The sequence below is a fragment of the Streptomyces sp. NPDC050732 genome, from assembly GCF_040654255.1.
Taxonomy (GTDB): domain Bacteria; phylum Actinomycetota; class Actinomycetes; order Streptomycetales; family Streptomycetaceae; genus Streptomyces.
This window is the reverse complement of record NZ_JBFAHP010000049.1, coordinates 23,137-47,919: the sequence shown is the minus strand read 5'-3', so window position 1 is coordinate 47,919 and position 24,783 is coordinate 23,137. Positions and strand designations below refer to the sequence as shown.

Annotated in this window: 16 protein-coding genes; 7 read left to right on the top strand and 9 right to left on the bottom strand. The window is 72.4% G+C overall.

Annotation, left to right across the window (positions count from 1 at the left end):
- Window positions 1-35: 35 nt before the first annotated feature.
- Genes AB0H82_RS33145 through AB0H82_RS33135 form a run of 3 tightly spaced genes read right to left on the bottom strand, consistent with a single transcriptional unit; the run spans window position 36 to window position 4,374 of the window.
- Complete coding sequence (locus AB0H82_RS33145; RefSeq protein WP_362999221.1) at window positions 36-1,466, bottom strand: hypothetical protein; 1,431 nt, start codon at window positions 1,464-1,466, stop codon at window positions 36-38.
- 11 nt (window positions 1,467-1,477) lie between these two features.
- On the bottom strand, window positions 1,478-2,884 hold the full coding sequence (locus AB0H82_RS33140; protein ID WP_362999220.1) for an FG-GAP-like repeat-containing protein: 1,407 nt from the start codon (window positions 2,882-2,884) through the stop codon (window positions 1,478-1,480).
- A gap of 59 nt (window positions 2,885-2,943) precedes the next feature.
- Window positions 2,944-4,374 (bottom strand): FG-GAP-like repeat-containing protein, encoded by a 1,431-nt coding sequence (locus AB0H82_RS33135; protein WP_362999219.1) that lies wholly within the window; start codon window positions 4,372-4,374, stop codon window positions 2,944-2,946.
- 186 nt (window positions 4,375-4,560) lie between these two features.
- On the opposite strand from AB0H82_RS33135, the gene AB0H82_RS33130 reads away from it, so the two are divergent.
- From AB0H82_RS33130 to AB0H82_RS33120, 3 genes are all read left to right on the top strand, one after another.
- Window positions 4,561-6,957: a tetratricopeptide repeat protein gene (locus AB0H82_RS33130; protein WP_362999218.1), complete on the top strand. Its 2,397-nt coding sequence runs from the start codon at window positions 4,561-4,563 to the stop codon at window positions 6,955-6,957.
- 62 nt (window positions 6,958-7,019) lie between these two features.
- The gene (locus AB0H82_RS33125) at window positions 7,020-10,424 is read left to right on the top strand and encodes a tetratricopeptide repeat protein (protein ID WP_362999217.1); all 3,405 of its coding nucleotides are present in this window, start codon (window positions 7,020-7,022) and stop codon (window positions 10,422-10,424) included.
- Between the two features lie 196 nt (window positions 10,425-10,620).
- Complete coding sequence (locus AB0H82_RS33120) at window positions 10,621-11,739, top strand: ADP-ribosylglycohydrolase family protein (protein ID WP_362999216.1); 1,119 nt, start codon at window positions 10,621-10,623, stop codon at window positions 11,737-11,739.
- Between the two features lie 19 nt (window positions 11,740-11,758).
- Here AB0H82_RS33120 and AB0H82_RS33115 read toward each other — a convergent pair whose 3' ends face one another.
- Window positions 11,759-12,187 carry a MarR family transcriptional regulator gene (locus AB0H82_RS33115; protein WP_362999215.1) on the bottom strand — a complete coding sequence of 143 codons (429 nt, stop codon included), beginning with the start codon at window positions 12,185-12,187 and terminating at the stop codon, window positions 11,759-11,761.
- A 126-nt stretch (window positions 12,188-12,313) separates the two neighbouring features.
- On the opposite strand from AB0H82_RS33115, the gene AB0H82_RS33110 reads away from it, so the two are divergent.
- On the top strand, window positions 12,314-13,810 hold the full coding sequence (locus AB0H82_RS33110; RefSeq protein ID WP_362999214.1) for an MFS transporter: 1,497 nt from the start codon (window positions 12,314-12,316) through the stop codon (window positions 13,808-13,810).
- A 138-nt stretch (window positions 13,811-13,948) separates the two neighbouring features.
- Here the strand turns inward: AB0H82_RS33110 and AB0H82_RS33105 are convergent, their stop codons facing one another.
- Complete coding sequence (locus AB0H82_RS33105) at window positions 13,949-15,520, bottom strand: sodium:solute symporter family protein (RefSeq protein ID WP_362999213.1); 1,572 nt, start codon at window positions 15,518-15,520, stop codon at window positions 13,949-13,951.
- Between the two features lie 299 nt (window positions 15,521-15,819).
- Window positions 15,820-16,614 (bottom strand): SDR family oxidoreductase, encoded by a 795-nt coding sequence (locus tag AB0H82_RS33100; protein ID WP_362999212.1) that lies wholly within the window; start codon window positions 16,612-16,614, stop codon window positions 15,820-15,822.
- A gap of 101 nt (window positions 16,615-16,715) precedes the next feature.
- Here AB0H82_RS33100 and AB0H82_RS33095 point away from each other — a divergent pair, with 101 nt between their 5' ends.
- The gene (locus tag AB0H82_RS33095; protein ID WP_362999211.1) at window positions 16,716-17,567 is read left to right on the top strand and encodes a hypothetical protein; all 852 of its coding nucleotides are present in this window, start codon (window positions 16,716-16,718) and stop codon (window positions 17,565-17,567) included.
- Between the two features lie 130 nt (window positions 17,568-17,697).
- Here AB0H82_RS33095 and AB0H82_RS33090 read toward each other — a convergent pair whose 3' ends face one another.
- The 3 genes from AB0H82_RS33090 to AB0H82_RS33080 form a co-directional block, all read right to left on the bottom strand.
- Window positions 17,698-17,904 carry a DUF397 domain-containing protein gene (locus tag AB0H82_RS33090; protein ID WP_362999210.1) on the bottom strand — a complete coding sequence of 69 codons (207 nt, stop codon included), beginning with the start codon at window positions 17,902-17,904 and terminating at the stop codon, window positions 17,698-17,700.
- Window positions 17,905-18,142: 238 nt separating this feature from the next.
- Window positions 18,143-19,000: a helix-turn-helix transcriptional regulator gene (locus tag AB0H82_RS33085; protein ID WP_362999209.1), complete on the bottom strand. Its 858-nt coding sequence runs from the start codon at window positions 18,998-19,000 to the stop codon at window positions 18,143-18,145.
- A gap of 375 nt (window positions 19,001-19,375) precedes the next feature.
- The gene (locus tag AB0H82_RS33080) at window positions 19,376-20,140 is read right to left on the bottom strand and encodes a GPP34 family phosphoprotein (protein ID WP_362999208.1); all 765 of its coding nucleotides are present in this window, start codon (window positions 20,138-20,140) and stop codon (window positions 19,376-19,378) included.
- Window positions 20,141-20,359: 219 nt separating this feature from the next.
- Here AB0H82_RS33080 and AB0H82_RS33075 point away from each other — a divergent pair, with 219 nt between their 5' ends.
- Window positions 20,360-22,729, top strand: a complete 2,370-nt coding sequence (locus AB0H82_RS33075; RefSeq protein ID WP_362999207.1) for a D-alanyl-D-alanine carboxypeptidase — start codon at window positions 20,360-20,362, stop codon at window positions 22,727-22,729.
- Between the two features lie 190 nt (window positions 22,730-22,919).
- The gene (locus AB0H82_RS33070; protein WP_362999206.1) at window positions 22,920-24,770 is read left to right on the top strand and encodes an MFS transporter; all 1,851 of its coding nucleotides are present in this window, start codon (window positions 22,920-22,922) and stop codon (window positions 24,768-24,770) included.
- Window positions 24,771-24,783 lie beyond the last annotated feature (13 nt).

Here is a 24,783-nt window from a genome sequence, read left to right as displayed (position 1 = left end):
GCGCGACCAGCCAGAGCGGACCCGCGGTCGAACTCTCAGCCGGGAAAGTCCTCGCCGAAGTACGTCCCCCTCCAGTTGATCTCCTTGCCGTCCGAGCCCCGCTCGGGCGCCCCGAGCGCCGCAGGGCCGAAGGAGGCCGCACCCCGCGCAGCGGGGCCGGACGGTGTGCCCCGCAGTATCCACACCGCCCCCGAGTCCGGACGGGCCCCGTCCTCGCCGGGCGCGCCCACCGCCAGCTCGGGGTGCCCGTCACCCGTCAGGTCGGCGAGGCGCAGCGCCCCGCCGAAGCGGTCTCCGGGCTCACCCGCGCCCGGAACGCCGGGCGTGTCCTGGCCGAAGAAGCCCGCGCCCGCGCCCGTCGGGCCGGCGCGCGAGCCGCGCAGCAGCACCACGCCCCCGCGGCCGCCGTCCTTGCCGGGGACGCCGACCGCGATGTCCGCCCGCTCGTCGCCGTCGACGTCGCCCGCGGCGAGCGCGTCGCCGAACCCGTCGCCGGGCGCGGCGATCCCGGGGATGCCCTGGGTGTCGAGGTCGATGAGGGTCCCCGCGCCCTTCGGGCCCGACGGTGAGCCGGGCAGCACGCGGATCTCGCCCGCGGTGTGCTCCAGGCCCTCCGCCATCGGGCCGATCTCCCGGACGGCGAGGTCGCCGTACCCGTCGCCGTCGACGTCGGCCACGACGCCGGCGCCGTTGTAGGTGCCCAGTTCCCTCGGCTCGCGGGCCAGCCCCTTCGAGCGGCCCTTGAAGAAGTAGCCGCGGTCCTGCATCTCCTCGAAGCCCTGGCCGGTGACGACGTCGTCGCGGCCGTCGCCGGTGAGGTCGCCGACGGTGATGGTGCGGGGCGCTTGGCTGTCGCCGTAGGACGAGAGCGGCTTGGCGTCCGTCCTGCGCGGCTTTCCCTCGCGGTCGAACGGCCCGTAGCGGACGGTGAGGTCCGCGGCGAGCAGGTCGGCGTTGCCGTCCCCGTCGAAGTCGCCGCCCCGCACCCCTCCCGCGGGCAGCCTGCTCCCGGTGGTGAGGCCGTCGGGCGAGCCCCACAGGACGGTGCGGCCCGTCGCGAGGTCCGTGTAGCCGTCGCTGTCGAGGTCGCGGGCGAGGGTGTCCGTCCCGAACCGCTCCTCGCGCGCGGCGAGCCGGCCCAGGGGGCCCTTCGTCGTACGGTCGACGACCTGCGGGCGCCGGGCGTCCGGCGCCGTACGCCCGCCGTACACGATCGACACGGAGCCCGCGAGCCGCACGCCGTCGACGGTGCCGAGCGGGGCGGGGACGGCCAGATCCGCGTGGCCGTCCCCGTCGAAGTCGGTGACGACGCGCTTGCCGCGTGCCGGGGCGGGGCCCTCGTCGACCTCCCCCGTGCCCCGGCCGAACACGACCGCGCCCGCGACCAGCGCCGCGAACGCGACGCCTGCCCACCAGGGCCACCAGGACCACGAGAGCCACCGGCGGCGGCCGCGCGGCGTGCGCATCGTCAGCTGCCTCAGCGAGCCAGGAAGTCGCCGAACCGGACGCCCTTGTCGTTGGCGCCGATCGCCGCCGGGCCGAAGGACTTGATGCCCGTGACGGTCAGACCGCCCGCGGCGCCGCGCAGGTGCCAGACGGCGCCCGCGTCGGCGTACGCGCCGTCCTCCAGCGGGGCGGACACGGTCAGGTCGGCCTTGCCGTCCTTGTTCGTGTCGGAGAGCAGGACCTGGCTGCCGAACTTGTCGCCCTTCTCGGCGGCGCCCGGCACACCCTCCGTGGACTGCTGGAAGGCCTGGGAGCCGGTGCCGGTCAGGCCGGAGCGGGAGCCCTTGAGCAGCACGGAGCTGCCGGAGTCCGCGATCGCGTCGATGTCCTCGCCGGGGATGCCGACGGCGACGTCCGCGAAGCCGTCGCCGTTCACGTCGCCCGCGCTGATGGAGGAGCCGAACTCGTCGCCGTCCTCACCGGCGCCGGGGACGCCCGCGGTGTCCTGGGTGATCTTCGCGCTGCGGTCCGAGAGGCCGGACGCCGAGCCGTAGCGGACCAGGACCGTGCCCTTCTGGTACGGCATGTCCTCGAAGTTGTCGCCGATGTCGCGGGTGACGAAGTCGCCGTAGCCGTCGCCGTCGACGTCCGCGACCGCGCCGCCGAGGGAGGGCGCGAGCTTCTGCGAGGTGGTGGCCACGCCGTCCTTGCCGCCCTTCCAGAGCTGGCTCTTGTGCGCCATCTCCTCGAAGCCGTGGCTCGTGACGATGTCGTCGGCGCCGTCGCCGGTCACGTCACCCGTGACGAAGTCGCCGGGGCCGAAGGTCTGGCTCGTGACGACCTGCTGGGTGCTCGCGGCCTTCCCGTCGCGCGTGAACGGGCCGTACGCGACGGTCATGCCCTGGTCGTCGTTGTCCATCGGGTCCTCGGGCTCCGGGTACTCGGCCGTGACCAGGTCGCGCTTGCCGTCGCCGTTGAAGTCACCGGCGGTGACCTGCGCGCCGTTCCAGGCCAGCTCGGCGCTGCCCTCGCCGGTGAGGCCCTGGGCGGAGCCCCACAGGACGACGGACTTGCCGCCGCCGTTGACGACGAGGTCGGTGTGGCCGTCGCCGTCGAGGTCGGCGGCGGCCGTCCGGTTGCCGAACCGGTCGCCGTTCACCGCGTTGCCGGGTACGCCGGGCGTGGCGCGGCTGATGGTCTTGGCGTGCGCGGTGTCCGGGCCCGCGGCCGAGCCGTAGACGATCGAGACGCTGCCGGGGGTGGCGTCGTCGTAGCCGCCGGGCGCGGATATGGCGAGGTCGGCGTATCCGTCGCGGTTGAAGTCGGTGACCGGGGCCTTGGGCGGTACGGGCGCGGCCGCCGCGGTACCGGCGGTGGCGAGGGCGATCGGGGCCGCGAGCGAGGCGACGGCCACGGCGGCGATGAGGGAGCGGCGCACTGGTCCTCCAGAGAGAGTGTGAGTGGTCGATGTTCGGATGGTCGGTGGTGAGGTGCGGGTCAGCTGCCGAGCCGCAGGCCGAACCGGGCGTCCTTCTCGGGGTCGCCGAGCTTGACCGGGCTGAGGGTGCTCGCACCGGTGGTGGTCAGGCCGCCCGCGGAGCCGAAGAGGTTCCACAGGGCGCCCGAGTCGGCGTAGGTGCCGTCCTCGCCGGGGGCCGTGGCGGTCAGGTCGGCCTTGCCGTCCTTGTTCAGGTCGGTGAGGGCCACCCGGCGGCCGAAGTCGTCGCCCGCCTCGGAGACGCCGGGGACTCCGGCGGTGGTCTGGTTGTAGGCGACGGCACCCTTGCCGGTCATGCCGCCGTCGGCCTTGGAGGCGCCCTTGAGGAGGATCACCGCGCCGGTGCCGGTGCTCGCGTCGAGGCTCTCGCCGGGGACGCCGACGGCGACCTCCGCCCTGCCGTCGCCGTTCACGTCGCCCGCGCTGAGGGAGGCGCCGAACGCGTCGTTCTCCTCACTGGCGCCGGGCACGCCCGCGGTGGCCTGGGTGATGACCTTCTTGCGCGCGTCGGTCGGTCCCGTCGAGCTGCCGTACTGGATCGTGATGCTGCCCGGCGCGGAGTCGATCACCTCGGTGACGCTGCCGATGTCGCGGGTGATCAGGTCGCCGTACCCGTCGCCGTCGACGTCGCCGACGGTGCCGCTGTACGCGGTGCCGAGCGGCTTGTAGGTGTGGACGACACCGCTCCTGCCGCCCTTCCAGAAGCGGGCGTCGTGCGTCATCTCCTCGAAGCCGTGCGTGGTGACGATGTCGTCGACGCCGTCGCCCGTCAGGTCGCCCGTGATGAAGGAGGCGAGGCCGGAGGGGCCGTCGCTCGTGGTGATGCTGTCCTTCGTGGCGGGCTTGCCGTCGCGGGTGAACGGGCCGTACTGGATGGTCATCCCGGAGATGTCGGGGTCGTCGTTCGGGACGTCGTTGACGACCAGGTCGCGCTTGCCGTCGCCGTTGAAGTCGCCCGTGGCGAACTCGGAGTTGCTGTGCGGCAGGAGGGTGTCCTTGCCGGTCAGGCCGTCCTTGGAGCCCCACAGGACGGTCGCCTTGTTGCCGTTGTCGTCGCCGCCGGACACGAGCAGGTCGGTGTACGCGTCGCCGTCCAGGTCGGCGGGGAGCATCTGGTAACCGAAGGCGTACGTGCCCGCGAGCTCGCCCGGGACGCCCGGCGTGGCCCGGCTGATGAGCTGGTGCTTCGCCGTGCCGGGGCCGGAGGCCGTGCCGTACACGACGGAGACGTAACCCGCCTTCGCGACGCCGTCGACGGTGCCGTCGGGCGCGGCGACCGCGAGGTCGGCGTACCCGTCGTGGTTGAAGTCGGTCACCGGAGTGCGGGGCGGCTGCGGGGCCGCGGCGGCGGTGCCGGAGGTGACGGAGATCGCGAGCGGGGCGGTCAGCGCGGCGACGGCCATGGCGCTGATGAGTGTGCGGCGGGGCACGGGTCCTCCTGGGGCGAACGTCTGTGACGTAACGGGAGACGGACGCTCGGGAGGGAAGGTTGTACACCGCATGAACTCCGTTACGTGACCCGGACATTCGGCGGATGACGGCCGCTGTTCACCTCGCGCCACGCGCGGAATACGGGAGACTGGCCGCCGCGGACCGTGGAGTACGGGAGGGACCGGATGGCGCGGACGAGGGTGTCGATGCAGGAACTCATCCGGCGTCGACGGCGGGCGGGTTTCGTGGGGCGGCGCGAGGAGCTCCGCCTGTTCCGGGAGAACTTCGAGGTGCCGCCGGAGGACGAGCGGCACCGCTTCCTCTTCCACGTGCACGGCCCGGCGGGCGTCGGCAAGACCTCACTCGTGCGCGAGCTGGGCCAACTGGCGGCGGACCGCGGCGCGTTCGTCGCGTACGTGGACGACGCGGCGCCGGACCTACCCGGGGCGCTCGCCGAGATCGCCACGCAGTTCGCCCAGCAGGGGCGGCGGCTGAAGTCCCTGGAACGCGCGTTGGCCCACCACCGGCAGCGGGCCCACGAGGCCGTCCTCGCCGCAGCCCGCGAACCGTCCGAGCCCGACGTGCCGTCGGCGGGCGGCGCGGCGCTGGCCCGGGCGGGCGCCGTCGGGCTCGGCATGGTGCCGGTCGTGGGCGCCTTCGCCGGACTCGTCGACACGGACCGCGTCGGGCTCGGCGCGGACCGGCTGTGGGCCCGCTTCCGCAGCCAGGAGGACGCGCACCTGGTCCTGGAGCCGGAGCGCGCGCTGACCCCGGTGCTCCTGACGGAACTGGCCGACGCGGCCGACGCCGCGCCGTGGCTCGTGCTGCTCTTCGACACCTACGAACGGACGGCGCCGTTCCTCGACCGCTGGCTGTACGACGTGATGACGACCGACCGGTACGGGGAACTCCCCGCCGAGGTCGTCGTGGTCACCGCCGGGCAGCGCCCCCTCGACCCGGACCGCTGGGACGGCGCGGCGGACTTCGCCGCCGAACTGCCGCTGCGGCCCTTCACCGAGACCGAGGCGCGCGGCCTGCTCGCCGCCAAGGGCGTCACCGAAGAACCGGTCGTCGCCGAGGTCCTGCGGCTCTCGGGGCGGCTCCCCGTCCTCGTCTCCACGCTCGCCGGGGCGGGCCCCGCGGCGCCCGCCGACGTCGGCGACCCGAGCGCGACCGCCGTGGAGCGCTTCCTGCGGTGGGAGCCGGACCCGGTGCGGCGCGCGGCGGCCCTGGACTGCGCGCTGCCCCGGCGCCTCGACGAGGAGATCGTGCGGGCCGCGGCACACCGCGGCGGCGACGACCCCGCCGAGCTGCACGGGTGGCTGCGCACCCTGCCGTTCGTGCGGGCCGACCGCAGGGGCACCGCCCGCTACCACGACGTCGTACGCGCCCCGATGCTGCGCCTGCGCCGCAACACCGCGCCCGAGCTGTGGAGCGCGGGCCACACCCGGCTCGCCGGGCTGTACGCGCGACGGCGCGCCGTCCTGGAGGAGGAGCTGCGGGGCGCGCAGGGCCGCCCGTGGACGCGCCCGGAGTGGCGTGCGCTGCGCGTCGAGGAGCTGTACCACTCGCTGTGCGCGGGACCGCGCGCCGCGCTGCCCGGCGCGCTGCGCGAGGGGATCGACGCCTGCCGCGTGGGCACGGCGGTGGCCCGCGAGTGGGCGCGGGCGGTGGCGGACGCCGCCGAGGACACGGACGCCGAGGAGCTGCGGTCCTGGGCCGGCGAGTGCCGGACGGCTCTCGCCGACGAACGGCTCGGCGCGCTGCGTGTGTTGGAGCTCTTCCTCGCGCGCGCCGGGCTCGACGACGCGGGCCGCGTCGCCGCGTACAACGCGCACGGTCTGCGGCTCTTCCTCCTCGGCAGGCTGCGCGAGGCCGTCGTCGACCACGAGCGTGCCGTCGCCCTGGACCCCGCCGACCCGTGGGGCCACCACGGTCTCGCCGTCACCCACCGCGCCCTCGGCGCGTACGAGACGGCGCTCCACCACCTGGCCGCGGCCGACGAGGCGGTGCCGGACGCGGAGTGGGTGGCGCGGGAACGCGGGGAGACGTATCGCCGCATGGGCCGCCCCGACGAGGCCCTGCCCTGGCTGGACCGCGCGCACGCCCTCGACCCGCGTGAGCCGCTGACCCTGGGCAGCCGCGGCCAGGTCAAGTTCGTCCTCGGCCGACCCCGCGAGGCCCTGGACGACCTGGACCGGGCCGTCGACCTGTGGCCCGACTACCCCTGGGCGCTGGCCCGCAGAGCCCGCGTCAGGCAGTCCCTCGGCGACCTGCCGGGCGCCTTCGCCGACCTCGACCGCGTCCACGAACTGGCCCCGGACGCGCCCGGCAGCCACGGCGACCGCGGCGACATCCTGCGCTTCGCGGGCCGCCACGAGGGAGCCGTCGCCGCCTACGACACCGCGATCGCCCTCGACCCGGAGTACGCCTGGGCGTGGGGCAGCAGGGCCCTGTCCCTGGAAGCCCTCGGCCGCACGGAAGCTGCACTGGCCTCTCTCGACGAGGCGCTGCGGATCAACCCGGAGTACGCGTGGGCGCGGGAGCAGAAGGAGCGGATTCTCGGGACGGACACGGGCTGACGGGGGAGACTGGTCCGGGGTACGGGCGGGGGTGCACGAGCGTGCGGAGCGGGGGGATTCCGATGGCGTCGGCCGACGCGGACGAGCCGTCCATGCAGGAGCTGATACGTCGCAGGGGGCGGGCCGGGTTCATCGGGCGCCGCGGTGAACTCGCGGCGTTCCGGGAGAACTTCGACGTGCCGCCCGCCGACCTGCGCCACCGCTTCCTCTTCCACGTCCACGGCAACGCGGGCGTCGGAAAGACGTCCCTGGTCCACGAGTTGGAGCAGCTCGCCCGCGAGCGGGGCGCCCTGACCGCGTACGTCGACGAGCGGGTGAGCAGCGTTCCCGAGGCGATGGCCGCGATCAGCGCCGAGTTCGCCCGCCAGGGCCGGCGGTCCAAGGACCTCGACCAGCTGCTCACCACCCACCGCGAGCGCCGCCACGAAGCGGACTCGATACCGGTCGCGCCCCCGCCCGCGCCCGGTGAGGCCCCGGCGCCGCCCGCCCCCTCCGCGGTCGGCCTGACGGCCGCCCGCGCGAGCCTCGTCGGGCTCGGCATGGTGCCCGGCGTCGGCGCCCTCGCGGGGGCCGTCGACCCGGCGCAGCTCGCGCAGGGCGCCGACCGGCTGCGGGCCGGCCTCAGCGCGCGCTTCCGCAACCAGGAGGACGTGCAGCTGGTCCTCGCCCCGGAGCGCGTCCTCACCCCGGTCCTCCTGAAGGAGCTGGCGCAGGCCGCCAAGTCGGTGCCGTGGATCGTGCTGTTCTTCGACACGTACGAACGGACGGCACCGTTCCTCGACGGCTGGCTGCACGAGGTGATGACGACGGAGCGGCACGGAGCGCTGCCCGCCAAGGTCGTCGTGGTCACCGCGGGCCAGCAGCCGTTCGACACCGCACGCTGGGGCGGCTACGCGGACTACATGGCGGACGTCCCGCTCGGCCCCTTCACCGAGCAGGAGTCCCGCGGGCTCCTCGCGGGCAAGGGCGTGGTCGCGGAACCGGTCGTCGAAGAGGTCCTGCGGCTCTCCGGCGGCCTCCCCGTCCTCGTCTCCACCCTCGCCGAGAACCGCCCCGCCGACCCGGACGACGTGGGCGACCCGAGCGCGACGGCCGTGGAGCGCTTCCTGAAGTGGGAGCAGGACCCGGTGCGCCGCGCCTCCGCCCTGGCGTGCGCGCTGCCCAGGCGGCTCGACGCGGACGTGGTCGCGGCGGCGGTCGACGGCGTGTGCCCGGCGGCGGACGTGCCGGGCATCTATGCCTGGCTGCGGGGCCTGCCGTTCGTGAGCGACCGGGGCGACCGGCTGCAGTACCACGACGTGGTGCGCGCGCCGATGCTGCGCCTGCAGCGGCACCGGTCGCCGCGCGGCTGGGCGGAGCTGCACGGCCTGCTCGCGCAGGCGTACGCGCGGTGGCGCGCGGAGGCCGAGCCGGGCCCCACGGCGCGCGAGTGCTGGGGCGACGAGCAGTGGCGTGAGCTGCGGCTCGCGGAGTCGTACCACCTGCTGTGCGGGGCGCCCCGCAGCGCGCTCCCCCTCGTCCTGCGGGACGTCGTCGACGCGTGCGACGCGGACGCGGCGGTGGCCCGGCGGTGGACGCAACTGCTGGTGGACGCCGGGGAGGACACGGAGTCCGCGCGGGTCGGGGCGTGGGGCCGCGACCTGTTGCGGGCGCTGGCGGACGGCGGGGGCCCCGCGGCCCTGCAACTGCTCATCGAGCGGGCGGGGTTCGACGCCCGGGACGAGGCGTTCGCGCGGCTGGTCCGGGGCCGTGACCTGCGGGAGAGCGGCGCGCACGCGGAGGCGCTCGCCGAGTACGACCGGGCCATCGCGCTGGACCCCGAGCAGGAGCGCGCGTACTACGGAAAAGGCGTCACCTACTGGTACATGGACCAGGAGGAGACCGCGCTCGTCGCCCTCGACCGTGCGGTGGAGCTCGCGCCGGGAGACGCGAGGAACTACGCGATGCGGGGCGAGGTCCGCCGCGTCCTGAGCCGCTTCGAAGAGGCCGTCGAGGACCTGAACCGCGCGCTGGAGCTCGACCCGTCGGACGTGGAGGCGCTGGGCAGCCGGGGCACCGCCCACTACGCCCTTGGGCGGGACGAGGAGGCCCTGGCCGACCTCGACCGCGCCCTGCGGCTCATGCCCGACAACGCGTGGGCGCTGGTCTTCCGGGCCGCGGTGCGGGTCAACCGCGACGAGTACGAGCAGGCCGTCGCGGACTGCGACCGCGCCGTCGAGCTGGCCCCCGAATCGAGCTGGGTCGTGTGGAGCCGGGGCGACGTCCTGCGCTCGGCGGGCCGGCAGCGGGACTCCCTGGCGGACTACGACAAGGCCATCGAGCTCGACGCCGAGAACTGGTCGGCGTACGCGGGCCGCGGCGCGTCCCGGCACCATCTGGGGCAGCTCCCCGAGGCGCTCGCCGACCTGGACACCGCCGTGGAGCACGACCCGGACTACGCCTGGGTGCGGGCCCGCCGCGGCATGCTGCTGCACGACATGGGGGAGTACGAGCGGGCCCTCGCGGACGAGGACCGGGCGGTCGCGCTTTCCCCCGACTCCGACTGGATGCACTACCGCCGCGCCGAGACACTCTTCGCCCTCAAGCGGTACGAAGAAGCCCTCACCGATCTGGACCGGGCGCTCGAACTGGACCCCGTGTACGGGGCGGCGCTCTGCCGCAGGGGCGTCACCCTGCACCGCCTGCGGCGCTACGACGAGGCGGCCGCCGACCTGGACCGCGCCGTCGAGCTGGACCCCGGCTTCACCTGGGCCCTGTACTCCCGGGTCAGGCTCACCCTCGCCACCGGCAGGACCGACCGCGCCCCGGCCGACCTCGCCGCCTACACCGAGAGCGGCGGCGACGCGGACTGGGCCCGACTGCGCGTCGCCGAACTGCACCTGTGGCAGGACGACGTGCCCGGGGCGCTCGCCGCGCTGCCGCCCGGGGTGGTGAGCGGGGAGACGAGCGGGGACACCGGCGCGGAGGAGCTGGCGCAGGTGTACTGCCGGGCCGGCCTGTGGGCGCCCGCCCGCGCGGCCGCGCAGCGCCTGCGCGCGGACGACGACGAGGTCGGCACGGTGCTGCTCGCCGTCGTGGAGACCTGCGCAGGGGACACGGCCGCCGCCGCGCCCCTGTGGCACCGGGTCGCCGAGCTGGTCGAGACCCCGGCCGCCGACCCGCCCTGGCGGGACTACGGACACGCCCTGGTCGCCGTGGCCCGGGGCGACTGGTCCGCGGCGGACACCCGCCTCGCCCGCGTCCTCGGCCCGCACCTGCCGGAGCTGGAGTGGCACGACCTGGCCGAGATGGTCTCCCACCTGACGAATCTCTCCCTGTCCCCGGCGGTCGACCACGCCCGCCTGGCACCCCGCCTCGCCCGGCTCACCGCGGCGAGGGACGCCTTCCGGGCACGCCACGCGGAACCCGCCGGGACCGGGCCCGCCGGAACCGGGCCCGTGGACACCGGGAACATCCGGGTTTCGTAGCAGCTGCGAAGCTCGCGTGAACGTCGCTCAAAAGCGACCTCAAGGGCGACTCCGCGCATACCCCTTGGCGTCTGAAGCGACCGTTCCTGTTCGATTACAGTGCTGCGCAGTCGCAACCGGTCGAGGTGCGGGGGTCGAGGCGCGACGAGGGACGTCATCGCACGTCACCGCACGTCACCGCAGGAGGGAGACCCGCGTGGGTACCGCAGCAGCCACCGGTGTCTGGGGCCGCGCCGAGCAGCAGGACTTCCGCAGCCGGGTGCGCGGCACGCTCCTCGGGGCCGCCGTCGGCGACGCCCTGGGCGCGCCCGTCGACGGGCTGTCCCTCGACGCGATCCGCGAGGCGCACGGCGCCGAGGGACTCACCGAGCCGGCCCCCGCGTACGGCCGCCGCGGCGCCGTCACCGCGGCCACCCAGCTCACCCTCTTCACCGTCGACGGGCTCATACGCGCCCAGGTGCGGCGCGACACCGGCGCCTGGCACCCGCCGACCGACCTGCACCGCGCCTACCGCCGCTGGGCGGCCACCCAGAGCGACTGGGGCCCGGACGAACGCCGCAAGGAGGACGGCTGGCTGGCCCGCGAGGAGTGGCTGTACTCGCGGCGCGACCCGTCCCGCGCCTGCCTCGTCGGCCTCGGCGACCCCACCATGGGGACGCTCGACGCCCCCAAGAACCCGGACGAGCGCGGCGCGGAGGCCGCCGTCAGATCCGCGCCCATCGGCCTCCTCGTCGGCTGGGAGCCACAGCTCGTGCTGCAGCTCGCCGTCGAGGGCGCCGCCCAGACGCACGGCCACCCCACCGCCTGCCTCGCGGCGGGCGCCCACACCGTCATCGTGCACGGCCTCGCCCGCGGTGAGTCCCTGGACGGCGCGATCCAGCGGTGCCTCGCGCTCCTCGCCACCCGCCCGGGACACCCGCCCGTCACGGACGCGCTCCGGCACGCGCTGGGCGCCGTACGACAGGGCATGCCGACGGCCGCGCGCGTGACGGAGCTGCTGGCGGACGGCACGGCCGACGGTGTGCTGGCAGGCGCCGTGTACTGCGCCCTGGTCGGCGAGGACATCCGGCACGGGCTGCGGCTCGCCGTCAACCACGGCGGCCCCTCGGCGGCCTGCGGCGCCCTGTGCGGGGCGCTGCTCGGCGCGCTGCACGGGGAGACCGCGCTGCCGCCCGGGTGGCTCACGGAGCTGGAGGGCCGGCCCACGATCCTGGAGCTGGCGGACGACTTCGCGATGGAGATGACCCAGGGGCCCGCGCTGCACGGTCCCGCGCTCTCGTCGCCGGGCTGGCTGGCGCGCTACCCGCGCGCGTGACCGGGGCCGCTGAGCGGATTTACTGACCGGCCTCGAAGGTGCGGCTCAGCAGGTCGTGGAGGGTGGCACGCTCGGTGTCGTCCAGCGCGGCGAGCCCGGCCTGCGTGGTGTGCATGTTGGCGCGGATCGCGTCGACGGCCCGCTCGCCCTCGGGGGTCAGGACCACGTTCTTCACCCGGCGGTCCGTGGGGCTCGGCTCCCGGTGCACCAGACCGCGCTTCTCCAGGCGGTCGATGATCCCCGTCACGTTCGACGCGTCGCAGGACAGTGTCCGGGCGAGCTCCCGCATGGCGGCGGGCCGCCGGCGCAGCACGCTCAGCGTCTTGCCCTGGCTCGCGGTGAGGTTCTCCCGCGCCGCCGCCTCCGTGAAGTCTCCGTAATAGGCACCGAGGGACACCGCGAGCAGCTCCATGAGCTGAGCCGTGTCGACGCGGGGAGTTCCAGACATGTGAGCCACCTTACGCCATGAAACTTGACGTTCTCAAATATTGAGGCTTACCTTTTTATACGTTACTTGAAGTACTCAAGTATCGAGGTTCTTAAGTAGTTGAGCAGCCGGAGAGAAGAAGTCACCGTGTCCCACGTACAGCACGCGGCCCCGCCGAAACCCACCGGGCAGACCGCCCTCGTCCTGGTGCTCGGCCTCGCCGCCATGGTCGTCTCGATGATGCAGACGCTGGTCGTCCCGATCCTGTCGATCATCCAGAACGACCTGGACGCCACCACGTCCGGCGTCAGCTGGGTGACCACCGCCACCCTGCTCTCCGCCGCCGTCTTCACCCCGCTGCTCGGCCGCTTCGGCGACCAGCACGGCAAGAAGCCGACCCTCGTCGGCGTCCTCCTCGTGATGATCGCGGGCTCCGTGCTCGCCGCCACCACATCCTCCCTGACCTGGCTCATCGTCGGCCGGATCATGCAGGGCGCCGCCACCGCGATCTTCCCGCTGGCGCTCTCCGTGCTCCGTGAGGAGATCAGGCCGGCCAAGCTGCCCGGCGCCATGGCGCTGGTCAGCGGCACCCTCGCGTTCGGCAGCGGCCTCGCCCTGGTGGGCGCGGGCCTGCTGACCCAGGGCTCCGACCCCGACTACCACCGCGTGTTCTGGCTCGCGGTCGTCCTCGCCGTGGTGGCGCTCGTCGGTGTGGTGTCCGTGGTTCCCGCGTCGCGCTCGAAGACGGGCGGCCGCACCGACTGGCTGGGCGCGGGCACGCTGGCGCTGCTGCTCGTCCTGCTGCTCCTGCCGATCTCGCAGGGCCACGAGTGGGGCTGGACCTCCGGCCGCACCCTCGGCGCCTTCGCGGGCGCGGTCGTCATGGCCGCCGTGTGGGTCCTGGCCGAGCTGAAGGTCAAGGAGCCGATGGTCGACATGAAGATGTTCGCCCACCGCCCGGTGCTCTTCACCAACCTGGCGGGACTGCTGCTCGGCTTCGCGATGTTCGCCCAGTTCATCGGCGTCTCGTACCTCGTGCAGATGCCCGAGGAACTGGCCGGGTACGGCTTCGGCGCCTCGGTGCTCGACGCCTCCGTCGTCTACCTCCTGCCGACCACGGTCGTCTCGCTCGTCGCCGCGCAGTTCGGCGGCATCCTGGTCCGCCGGATCGGCGCCCGCGTCACGCTCGCCGTCGGCGCCACCGCCGGCGTGGCCGGCTTCGCCTGGCTGACCCTGGCGCACGGCACCAGCGCCTCCGTCATCGGCGCGGGCATGGTCATCGGCCTGGCGATCAGCTTCGGCTACGCCTCGATGCCCGCGCTCATCGTCGCCAGCGTCCCGGCCCACCAGACCGGCATCGCCAACGGCATCAACTCCATCTCCCGCTCGGTCGGCAGCGCCGTCGCCAGCGCGATGATCACCTCGCTGCTCGCATCGAAGACGATCGCGCTCCCTGCCGGGATGCCCGCCCTGCCGCAGGAGAGCCAGTTCACCCTCAGCTTCGCCATCGCGGGCGCGGCCTTCGTCCTGGTCGTGGCGGTGGCCCTGGTCGGCCTCACGCCCCATCACGCCCCGCGTGCGCCGCGCCTGCGGAAGATCGCGGGTTCCGACCCGGTGGCAGCCCCGGAACGCGCCGGGGTCTGAGCGCCCCTTAAGGGGCGCGGGGAACTGCGCGCTCAGCGCACGAAAAGCCGCAGTCGCGTCTGCCGGGACCCCCGCAGACGCGACCGCGGCTTTTCTGTGGTTGCTCGTGCAGTTCCCCGCGCCCCTGTCGGGGCGCCCCTACCGGGGCGTCACCGCCCCGTCCTGCGGCTCCGCAGGAGCGGGCACAACAGCCGCTCCCGCCGAGCCGCCGTCATCGTCCGTGTTGATGCGCTCGATGAGCGCGTCCCGCTCAGGGGTGTCCTCCGGCTTGATGTAGCCGATGGCGATGTACAGGACCAGCGACACCGCCAGCGGAATGGACACCTGGTACTGGAGCGGCACGCCGCCCTCGATGTTCCAGCTGATCGGGTAGTTGACCAGCCAGAAGGCGAGCAGCCCGAGGGCCCAGCTGGTGAGCGCGGCCGTCGGCCCGGAGCGGCGGAACGGCCGCAGCAGCCCCAGCATCATCGGGATGGCCATCGGCCCCATCAGCCCCGCGACCCACTTGATCACGACGGTGATGATGTCCCCGAACGCCGGTGAATTGACCTGCGTGGCCGCCGCCATGGACAGACCGAGGAAGACCACCGTCGTGACCCGCGCCGCGATCAGGCCCGAACGCTCGTTCCAGGCGCGCGCCTTGGCCGACACCACCGGCGCGCAGTCCCGCGTGAAGACGGCCGCGATGGCGTTGGCGTCGGAGGAGCACATGGCCATGGTGTGGGAGAAGAAGCCGACGATGACGAGCCCCAACAGTCCGTGGGGCAGCAGCTGTTCGGTCATCAGACCGTACGAGTCCGAGCCGTCGGCCTTCTCCGACTCCACCAGGAGCGGCGACATCCACATGGGGAAGAACAGCACCACGGGCCAGACCAGCCAGAGGATCGCGGAGAGCTTGGCGGAGCGCGCGGCCTCCTTGGCGTTGGCGGTCGCCATGTAGCGCTGCGCCTGGTTGAGCATGCCGCCGTTGTACTCGAAGAGCTTGATGAAGAGGAACGCGAGCAGGAACACCGTGCCGTACGGGCCGACGAGCGGCTTCTCGTGGCCCTGGAGTGCAGGCTCGTCCCAGGCGCCGAAGAAGCCGATGCCCATGTCGTTGAGCTCCATCACCACGGCGACGAACATCGCGATGCCGGCCAGGAGCTGGATCACGAACTGCCCCAGCTCGGTGAGCGCGTCGGCCCACAGTCCGCCGATGGTGCAGTAGACCGCCGTGATGACGCCGGTGATGAGGATGCCCTGGTTGAGGGAGACCCCGGTGAAGACGGAGAGCAGCGTCGCGATGGCGGCCCACTTCGCGCCCACGTCCACGATCTTCAGCAGCATGCCGGACCAGGCGAGCGCCTGCTGGGTCTTGAGGTCGTAGCGGTTCTTCAGGTACTCCAGCGGTGAGGCGACGTGCAGCCGCGAGCGCAGCCGGTTGATCCGGGGAGCGAAGAGCCGCGCGCCGATGGCGATGCCGAGCGCGATCGGGAAGGACCAGGTGACGAAGGACGTCACGCCGTAGGTGTACGCGATGCCCGCGTACCCGGTGAACATCACCGCGCTGTAGCCGGACATGTGGTGCGAGATGCCCGACAGCCACCAGGGCATCTTGCCGCCTGCGGTGAAGAAGTCGCTGACGTTGTCGACCCGCTTGTGGGACCACACGCCGATCGCGACCATCACGCCGAAGTAGCCGATGAGCACGGCCCAGTCGAGACTGTTCATATGGCCCTCCAGGGGTCCGCCTGGTGAACTGCGCATAACTGGCTCGCACTTCGCCAGTGCCACGGAAGTGCCCGCTCATGGTGGGTTCGGGGGGTGGGTGCGGACAACGGGGGGTAAGGTCAAGAGCAGGCAAAATCGTTCGGTTTGCTGATTGCCGTTCACATACATGTTCCGTGAGGGCGGTGCAGGCAATAAAAAAGACGCCCCCGTAAGGGGCGTCTTCAAGGGGCGCGGGGCTGTTACATGTGCGGCTCTGCCGCGTGGGCGCGACCAGCCCAAACGGCCCCGCAGGCAAACAACTACCGCATAATCTCCCCCGCATTGACCAGCAACGACTGCCCCGTAATGGCCCGAGCCCGATCGGACGCGAGAAAGACCACCGCATCCGCCACATCCCCGTCCGTCGCCAGCTCGGGAAGCGCCATCCGAGAGACGAGCCGCCCCCGGACCTCCGCCTCGGAGGCCCCCTCGCTCTGCGAGGCGAACCGCACGTACGCCTCCACCGGCGGCCCCCACATCCACCCCGGCAACACGGTGTTGACCCGGATCCGGTCCGGGCCCACCTCCCGCGCCAGCGAGTACATCGCCGAGGTCAACGCCCCTTTGGACGCCGCGTACGCGGCCTGCCGCACCTGCGAGGGCGCCGCGATCGCCGACTGTGTGCCGATGATGACGACCGAACCGCCCCGCCGCTCCCTGAGCGCGCCCAGGCATGCGCGCGTCATGCGCAGGGTGCCCAGCAGATTGACGTCGAGGACCCGCTGCCAGGTGGCGAAGTCGGCGTCCTCCAGGCCGCCGAAGTGGCTGTCCCAGGCGGCGACATGGACGACGGCGTCGATCCCCCCGAACCGCTCACGCGCCAGCCCGGCGAGGGCCTCGCACTGTCCCTCGTCGGTGATGTCGGTGGCCCGGTAGGCGGTGTGCGCCCCCTCGGGGTCGATCTCCGTGGCCGACTTGGCGAGGTTCGCCTCCGTGCGCGCCCCGAGCACGGCGTTTCCGCCGTCGCGCACGACGGCCGCCGCGACCTGGTGGCCGAGCCCGGCGCCGACGCCCGAGACGACGACGGTCTTGCCTTCGAGGAGCGACGACGGCATGGGGCGCCTCCCGGCTCTGGCAGTGCTCTGGAAGTTTTGCTGACGGGGCGTCAGAGTATGGGCGCACGCCGGAGTACGGAAGAGGAAGGCAGGGGAGAGCCATGAGCGAGGAGACCCGGGAGGGGACCCGGAGCGACGTCTACGGAGAGCTGGCCGCCGTCGGGCCTTACGGCGTGCACCCGGGGCACGCCCTGATCACCATGGTCGAACCGCATCCGGGGCACGAGTTCGCGTACAACCGCTGGTACGAGGACGACCACTACTACGCGGGCGCGATGGCCATGCCCTGGATGTACGCGGGGCGCCGCTGGGTGGCCACGCGCGAGCTCCAGCTCCTGCGCTACCCCGGCAAGTCCGCCGTCGCCGAGCCGGTCACCGCGGGGTGCTACCTCTCCACGTACTGGGTGACGGAAGGCCGCTACGACGACCACATGAAGTGGACCGTCGGCATCAACAAGCGGCTCAACCGGGACGGCCGGGTCTACCAGGACCGCACCCACGTCTTCACCTCCTTCCAGGACCACGAGGCGACCGTCTACCGGGACGGCGCGGCGGGACCGCGCGACTTCCACGCGCTGGACCATCCGTACCGGGGCCTCGTCCTCGAAGTCGTCGACGCCGAAGGACCGGAGGAGCGGGCGGAACTGCTGGAGTGGCTGCGGTCGCGGCACCTGCCGCGGGCCCTCGCCGGCTCGCCCGCCGCGATGGTCACGCTGTTCCGGCCGACACCGCTGCCGGGGGACCGCATGACGTACGTGAAACAGGTCGAGGGCGTGGACACCCGGCTGACGCTGCTGTGGTTCCTGGAGGAGGACCCGCGGGACTGCTGGGAAGCGCACTTCACCGTGCGCGAGGAGGCGGTGGCGGAGTCGGGGCTCGGGCGGGTGGAGCTGGTCGCGCCGTTCATTCCGACGGTGCCGGGGACGGACACCTACGTCGACGCGCTGCGCTGACGGCCGGGGCAGAGCCGAGCCCCCTCGGCCGGGACGGCGGGCCAGTCGAGAGGGCTCACAACGGTGCTGCTGATGCGGAACTGCCTGTGCGGTTGTTCCTTCTGGTGCTTCGCTGGTGTCCGCAGTCGTCTCACGCGAAGTCGGCAGCCCCCCGGCTCACCTCGCTGACGAACGCGTTCCACGACTCGGCGGGAAAGGCCAGGACCGGGCCCTCGACGACCTTGGAGTCGCGTACGGAGATCCCGTGCACGGGGGACTTGACCTCGACGCACGCACCGTTCCCGGTGGAATAGGAGGACTTGACCCACGTGTGCGAAGTACCTTGCTGAATCGCCATGTTCACTCCGGTTTTTCCAGTCGATGAGTTGCTGCCGCCGCAAACTCTGCGGTGGTGGCGCCAACGTTCCTGCTCGATGGCGTGAATGACGCTACTCGCCAACATCGTGGCGTGAAGGGATCGTTCACTCAACCGGATGGCATATTCCAGTGGGGTCTTACGCACCGGCCAGGCAAGGGTGTACCGTGCGGCGCTTCTCCCGGAAAAGGCCCGCGCTTCCCTCGAAGAGACCCGTGGCTCAGCGGGCGTAGTCCTTCGCGATGTCCGCGATGAGCTGCCTGGACTGATCGACGTTGAGGGCCTGGGCCCGCAGGTGCTCGTACATGACGCTGTACTGCTGGACGTCGTTCGCCTTCTCCAGATACAGGTCGCTGGTGACGCCCTCGATGTAGACGACGCTGGAATCGGCGGCGTCGGGGAACTCCAGGATCGCGTACTGGCCGTTGAGCCCCGGGTGCGCGCCCATCTCGAAGGGAATCACCTGGACCGTCACGTGCGGCAGCTGGGACTGCTCGACGAGATGCTCCAGCTGGTCGCGCATCAGATGACGGGAGCCGACGACGCGGCGCAGCGCCGACTCGTCGAGGACGGTCCACAGGCGCAGCGGATTGTCCGGCGCCGCGATGCGCTCCTGACGGCGCATGCGCACCTGGACGCGCTTCTCGATGTCGGTCGGCGTGGTCTCCGGGAGCGCGCCGGTGATCAGCGCCTCCGCGTACGCGCGGGTCTGCAGCAGACCCGGGACGACCTGCGGGTCGTACACCCGCAGGGACGCGGCATCCGTCTCCAGGCCGATGTACACGCTGTAGGGGATGTCGCCGAAGGAGTGCCACCAGCCCTGCTGGCGCGAGTCCTTGGCCATCTGCATGAGCGAGTCGACGACCCGGTGGTCCTCGACCTCGTAGACACCGCACAGATCGCGGACGTCGCGCTGGCTGATCGAGCGGCGGCCGTTCTCCAGGCGGCTGATCTTCGACTGCGAGACGAGCAGGCGCTCGGCGACCTCCTCGGCCGTCATGCCCTTGAGCTCACGGAGCCGACGGAGCTCCTGGCCCAACCGGCGTCGCCTGACAGTGGGATTGACATTGGACGCCACGGGACGTGCACCTCCGGCTTGCCTGCCTCTGTTTTGCGTATCTACTGCTCAGCAGGGTGCCACCAACGAGGCCGGCACCGCTGGGAAACAGCGGATGATGCGAACGTGCGGGCGGATGTGCGAAGGGTGCGGCCCTGCGGTGCCGAAGAGGTGCGGCCGCGCGGGGCGGTGGCACCGGGGTGTCGTCGTCCGGACGGTCCGATGCCACTCCCCGCGCGGCTCAGCGGCTCCCGAACCGGGTCTGGGGACTGCGGTGCGGCGCTGATACGGGTGGTGCTGAGCGGTTGCGCGATGGTGGTGCGTGCTGACGTGCTGCTGGTGCGTGCTGACGTGCGTGCTGCTGGTGTGCGTGAACGAGATGGTGCTGAGCCGTGCTCAGTGAGCGACGGCGCGTGCCATGGATCCGCGGCGCGGCTGCATCGGTACCCCGCCGGGGTCCGCTGTCGCCCTGGCCGGTTGCCGGCCACCGCCCGGTCCCTGGGGACCCGCCGGTGCGGCGCTGCGGCGCGGCTGAGCCGCCACGCCGTTCTGAACGTCCATCACGGCGTGCGCCACGAGGCCGCCCATGGGGTCGTGCCTGATCAGGTCCCGGAGCCGGGAGCGCGATGAACGCCCCTCGTTCCCCGGGTACAGATGCTTGCCGAGACCGACCGCGTGGGCCAGTGCGGCGAGCGCGGCGGTCCGCGGGTCCGGCGGTACACCGGTGCGGATCGCCGAATCGAGCCGGGACCTGATCTCCCGGCTGATGGCCGTCTCCGTCGCTTGGTAGCGAGTCGTCGGCAGCACCCCGCACATCTGGCCCGCCACGGCATGAACCATGCCGCACCGCTCCAGGTGCGAGAGGTACGTCTGGCGGAGCCCCAGTCGGGGCCCGCCGATCCAGTGGACCGCCCGGACCGGGCTGCCGCGCCTGCGCAGCAGTTCCAGTGCGGAGTCCAAGGTCGGATCTCCGGTCGGCCGTGGCATCACCACGGCGATACGATCCCCGTCTGGGGCTATCCGTCCGGCCAGCGCCAGCTCCACTAGCTGTGCTCCGGCCAGACCGAGGTCGAGCGACTGCGGCTGCGCTGTGGTGCCCGTGGCCGGGTCCAAAGCGAGCAGCAGAAGCTCCTCCGGAATTGTTCTGCGGCTCCTGCCCATCCATGCCTCCCCGCGTGGATGAATGACAGGGTGACCCCTCTCACATTGGTCTGTCGAGAGCGCGTGGGCGGGATGTACGGGAACCAGTAGGTATGTCGTTCTCGTCTACCACGGGGGTTAAGCCCTCACACAGGACACTGGTACACGGTTCGGACAGTGGGGTCCGGCCGGATTTGGCGCACGGTCGGCACTCGGCAAGCATCAGCATCGGCAAACGGCATGGCGTACGAGGAGGCATCGGTGGCGGGCGAGACCCCCGACAGATCGAAGCAGCGGAAGTCGTCGGGGAACCCGACCGGGGCGGAGTCTTTCGAGCCGGCGCCGGAGGAACGCGACCCGCGTCTCGCGATGACCCGCGAGACGCCGCAGGTGCGGGAGGACCGGGCGACCGGCTCCGACGGCTCCGACGGCTCCGACGACCCGGAGGAGAGCGACGGCCCCGGGGAGACCGGGGAGACCGGGGCCGAGGACGCCCCGAAGGGCGGGGCGAGCGGTGACGCGCGGCTGCGCAACGCGGTGGCGGCGTGGGTCGCGACCTCGGACGAGCCGGAGCCGGAGGCGGCATCGGACCCGAAGTCGGAGAAGGAGCCGGAGAAGGAAGGTTCCGACGAGGCCGAAGCGGAAGCCGAACCGGAAGTCTCCGACGAAGCCGATGAGGCCGACGAAGCCGACGAAGCCGACGTCCCGGAGGCCGAGGCGCAGGACGACGACGCCCCCGAACCGGAGAGCGACGCCCCCAAGTCCACCGGCGTCGACCAGGCGACGGCCGTCTTCAAGGTCCCGCCGCGGGACACCGCGGACAAGGCTGCCGCGGACAAGGAACCTGCGGACAAGGAACCTGCGGACAAGGAACCTGCGGACAAGGAACCTGCGGACAAGGAACCTGCGGACAAGACTGCCGACAAGCCCGTCGACCAGCCCACCACCATGCTCAAGCTGGGCGATCACAAGCCCCCCGCGAGCAAGTCCTCCGAGGGCAAGGCTGAGGACAAGGCTGCAAAGGGAACCGCAAAGGAAACTGCAAAGGGAACCGCGAAGCCCGAGGCCGACGCCGAGCGGACCAGCAAGTTCGTCGCGCTGAAGCCGCTCGACGAGCCGTCCTCCCGCACCGCGCCCAAGGCGGCCCCCAAGCCCGCCGCCAAGCCCGAGCCCAAGGCGGACAAGCCCGAGCCCGGCGCGGGCAAGGGCGGCCCGAAGGACACCCCCAAGTGGGCGGCCGCGTCCGCGTCCGCCCCGGCCGGCCCCCCGCCGCCCCCGCCGGCGGAGCGCACCACCCAGCAGCCCCTGCCCCCCAAGCCGCCCATCGACCTGCTCGCGGAGCTGACCAACACCCCGCCGCCGCCGGAGACCCCCGTCCGCACCGCCGTGCGCCGGGTCAAGATCTGGACGCCGCTGGTGCTGCTCCTCGTGGTCGTCTTTGCAGTCGTACAGGCCGTACGTCCGCTGCCGACGCCCACCCTGCAGCTCACCGCGCAGGAGTCCGTGTCCTTCGAGGGCGGCAAGCCGAGGCTGCCGTGGCCGGCCGACGGGCAGGCCGCGATGGACGTCAACGGCATCGGCTCGTTCGGCACGTCGGGCGACCAGAAGCCCGTGCCGATCGCGAGCATCGCCAAGGTCATGACGGTCTACCTCGTCCTGCGCGACCACCCGCTGAAGAAGGGTGAGGACGGCCCGAAGATCCCGGTCGACGCCGCCGCGCAGAAGCACTACGAGACGGGCAAGCCGGCCAACGAGTCCGTCGTCAAGGTCACCGAGGGCCAGAAGATCACCGAGTACGAGGCGCTGCAGGCGGTCATGCTGCCGTCCGCGAACAACATCGCCAAGCTGCTCGCCCGCTGGGACACCAAGAGCGGCTCCGAGGACGCGTTCGTCGCCAAGATGAACAAGACCGCCAAGGAGCTGGGGATGAAGAACACCCACTACACGGACCCCAGCGGCCTCGACAAGACGACCGTGTCCACCGCCGAGGACCTGGTGAAGCTGGGCCGGGCGGCCATGGAGAACCCCGTCTTCAACGAGATCTCCCGGCAGCCGTCCTACACGGACCTCAACGGAGACAAGCAGAAGAACTTCTTCGGCCTCGTCCCGACCGTCGCCATCGGCATCAAGACGGGCACCACCACCGCGGCCGGCGGCAACATCCTCTTCGCCGCGGAGAAGAAGGTCGGCGGCGAGACGCAGACGATCATCGGCGCCGCCCTCGGCCAGTACGGGAAGAACGGCGTCGCCAACATCGACCAGGTCACCGGCGTCACCCGGAAGCTCATCGAGGCCGGTCAGGACGCCCTCACGGCCAAGACCATCGTGAAGAAGGGCACCGTCGTCGGGCAGGTGGACGACGGCCTCGGCGGCACGACACCGCTCGTCGCCACCAAGGACGTCTCCGCGGTGGGCTGGTCCGGGCTGACCGTGAAGCTGCGGCTCGACGACATCAAGGGCAAGTCCGTGCCGCACACGGCGAAGGCGGGCACCAAGGTCGGCGTGCTGAGCGTCGGTGACGGCAAGGGCGACGCCGTCGAGGTGCCGGTCGCGCTCCAGAAGGATCTCGGCGAACCGGGCTTCGGCGCCAAGCTGACCCGCGTCGGCTGAGACCGCGCAGAGCCCGCGCCGGGCATCGCGAGGGGAGGTCCGCCCCCGGGCCTCCCCTCGCGCGCGCGTGCTAGCGTCACAAGCTCGGGGGTGGTACGCCGGGGCGGAGGACGAGTGTTCCGGGACGAACTCTCGTCGGCACGAAACCCCGGGTACTCCGGATACAAGGACGACACGGGGAGAGCCTCCAGTGGCCACAGCGGAGCCGACGCGCGCCGACGACGCCGCCGCCGCGCCTGAGCAGGGCGGCGCTCGCCGCACCGGTGCGCGAATAAAGCTGCCGGCCCAGCGCCGCGCACCCGAGAGCGGGCCCGACGCCCCGTGGCAGCAGCGCTTCCTGCGCCACCCGGTGACGATCACGACGGTGGTCGCCGGCGTGCTGCACCTCGTCTGGTTCTTCGTCTTCGCCAACAGCGGCGGCGACCTCGCGGCGCAGGACGCCTGGGCCGAGTTCGTCGGCCGGCACCCGGACTCGGCGTACAACCTCGCCTGGTACGGCGGCATGCACCCGGTGTCGTACAGCGTCGTCTCGCCGTACCTGATGTCGGTGCTCGGCGTGCGGACGACGATGATGATCGCCGGCACCGTCTCCGCGGCGCTGCTCACGATGATCCTGATGCGCAGCCGGGCCGTGAAGCAACTGTGGTGGCCCGTCGTCGCGGGCCTCTTCGCGCTGCTGTGCAACGCCGTGTCGGGCCGCGTGACCTACGGCCTCGGCCAGATGTTCGCGCTGATGGCGGTCGCCGCCGTCTTCTGCTGGCCGCACCGCTGGCGGTACAAGCGGTGGGCGAAGGCGCTGGTCGCCGCCCCGTTCGCGGCGCTCGCGACGATGGGCAGCCCGGTGGCCGGGCTCTTCGTCGGGATGGTCGCCGTCGCACTCTTCCTCAGCAAGCGCTACCCGGGCGCGTACGCGCTGGGCATCGCGCCGTCCATCGTGGTGGGTCTCTCCGCGTGGCTCTTCCCGTTCTCCGGCACGCAGCCGATGTCGTTCGGCTCGGCGTCGCTGCCGCTGATCAGCGCCGCCCTCGTCTACTTCCTCGTGCCGAAGCAGTGGAAGACCGTGCGGATCACCACCGCCGTGTACGCGGCGTTCGTGCTCGGCGTCTGGCTGATCAGCTCGCAGATCGGCTCCAACATCTCGCGCCTCGCGATGTGCTTCACGGGCGTCGCGCTGCTCGCCGCGCTGCCGTACACCGCGCCGAAGTCCCGCAAGTGGTACGTGATCGTCGTGGCGTTCGTCGGCTTCACCGGCTGGATCGGCTTCAAGGCCGTCGACGACATCGTGCACACGCGCTCCGACGCCTCCTGGACGCGTGAGGTCGCGCCGCTGGTGAACGAGTTGAAGGAGCGGGGCGCCGCCAAGGGCCGCGTCGAGGTCGTGCCGGCCCGCAGCCACCGCGAGGCGTCCGCCCTCCCCGCCTACGTGCAGCTCGCCCGCGGCTGGAACCGGCAGGCCGACATGGAGCGCAACCCGCTCTTCTACGACGACACCCTGAACTCCGCGAACTACCACGAGTGGCTGCAGCGCTGGTCCGTGCATTACGTGGCGCTCCCCAAGGGCGAGCCCGACGGCGACGGCGGCAAGCGCGAGGCGCAGCTGATCACGGACGGGCTGCCGTACCTGAAGAAGGTGTGGGTCGACACCAACTGGCAGCTGTACGAGGTCGTCGACCCGAGGCCGCTCGTCGAGCCGAACGCCGTCGTGGAGCGCGCCGAGCAGGGCGAGATGACGCTCCGCGTGGACAAGCCCGGACGCATCCTGATCCGCATCCCGTACTCGCCGTGGCTGAGCGTCGTCGACGCCAAGGGCAAGGGCGTCGAGCGGCCCCAGGAGACCGAGGCGTCGAAGCGGCAGCGGGAGCTGAACGAGAAGCGCCCGAAGAAGTACGAGAACGTCCACGGCTGTCTGGTGGAGGCCCGCGAGGACCAGGCCGGCGACAAGTGGGTCGAGCTGCTCGCCCCGAAGGCCGGCACCTACCGCCTCGGCTCGCCCTACCAGCTGCCCCGCGGCACGCCCTGCCCGGAGGAGCTGGCGCGCTGACACGGGACCTCGG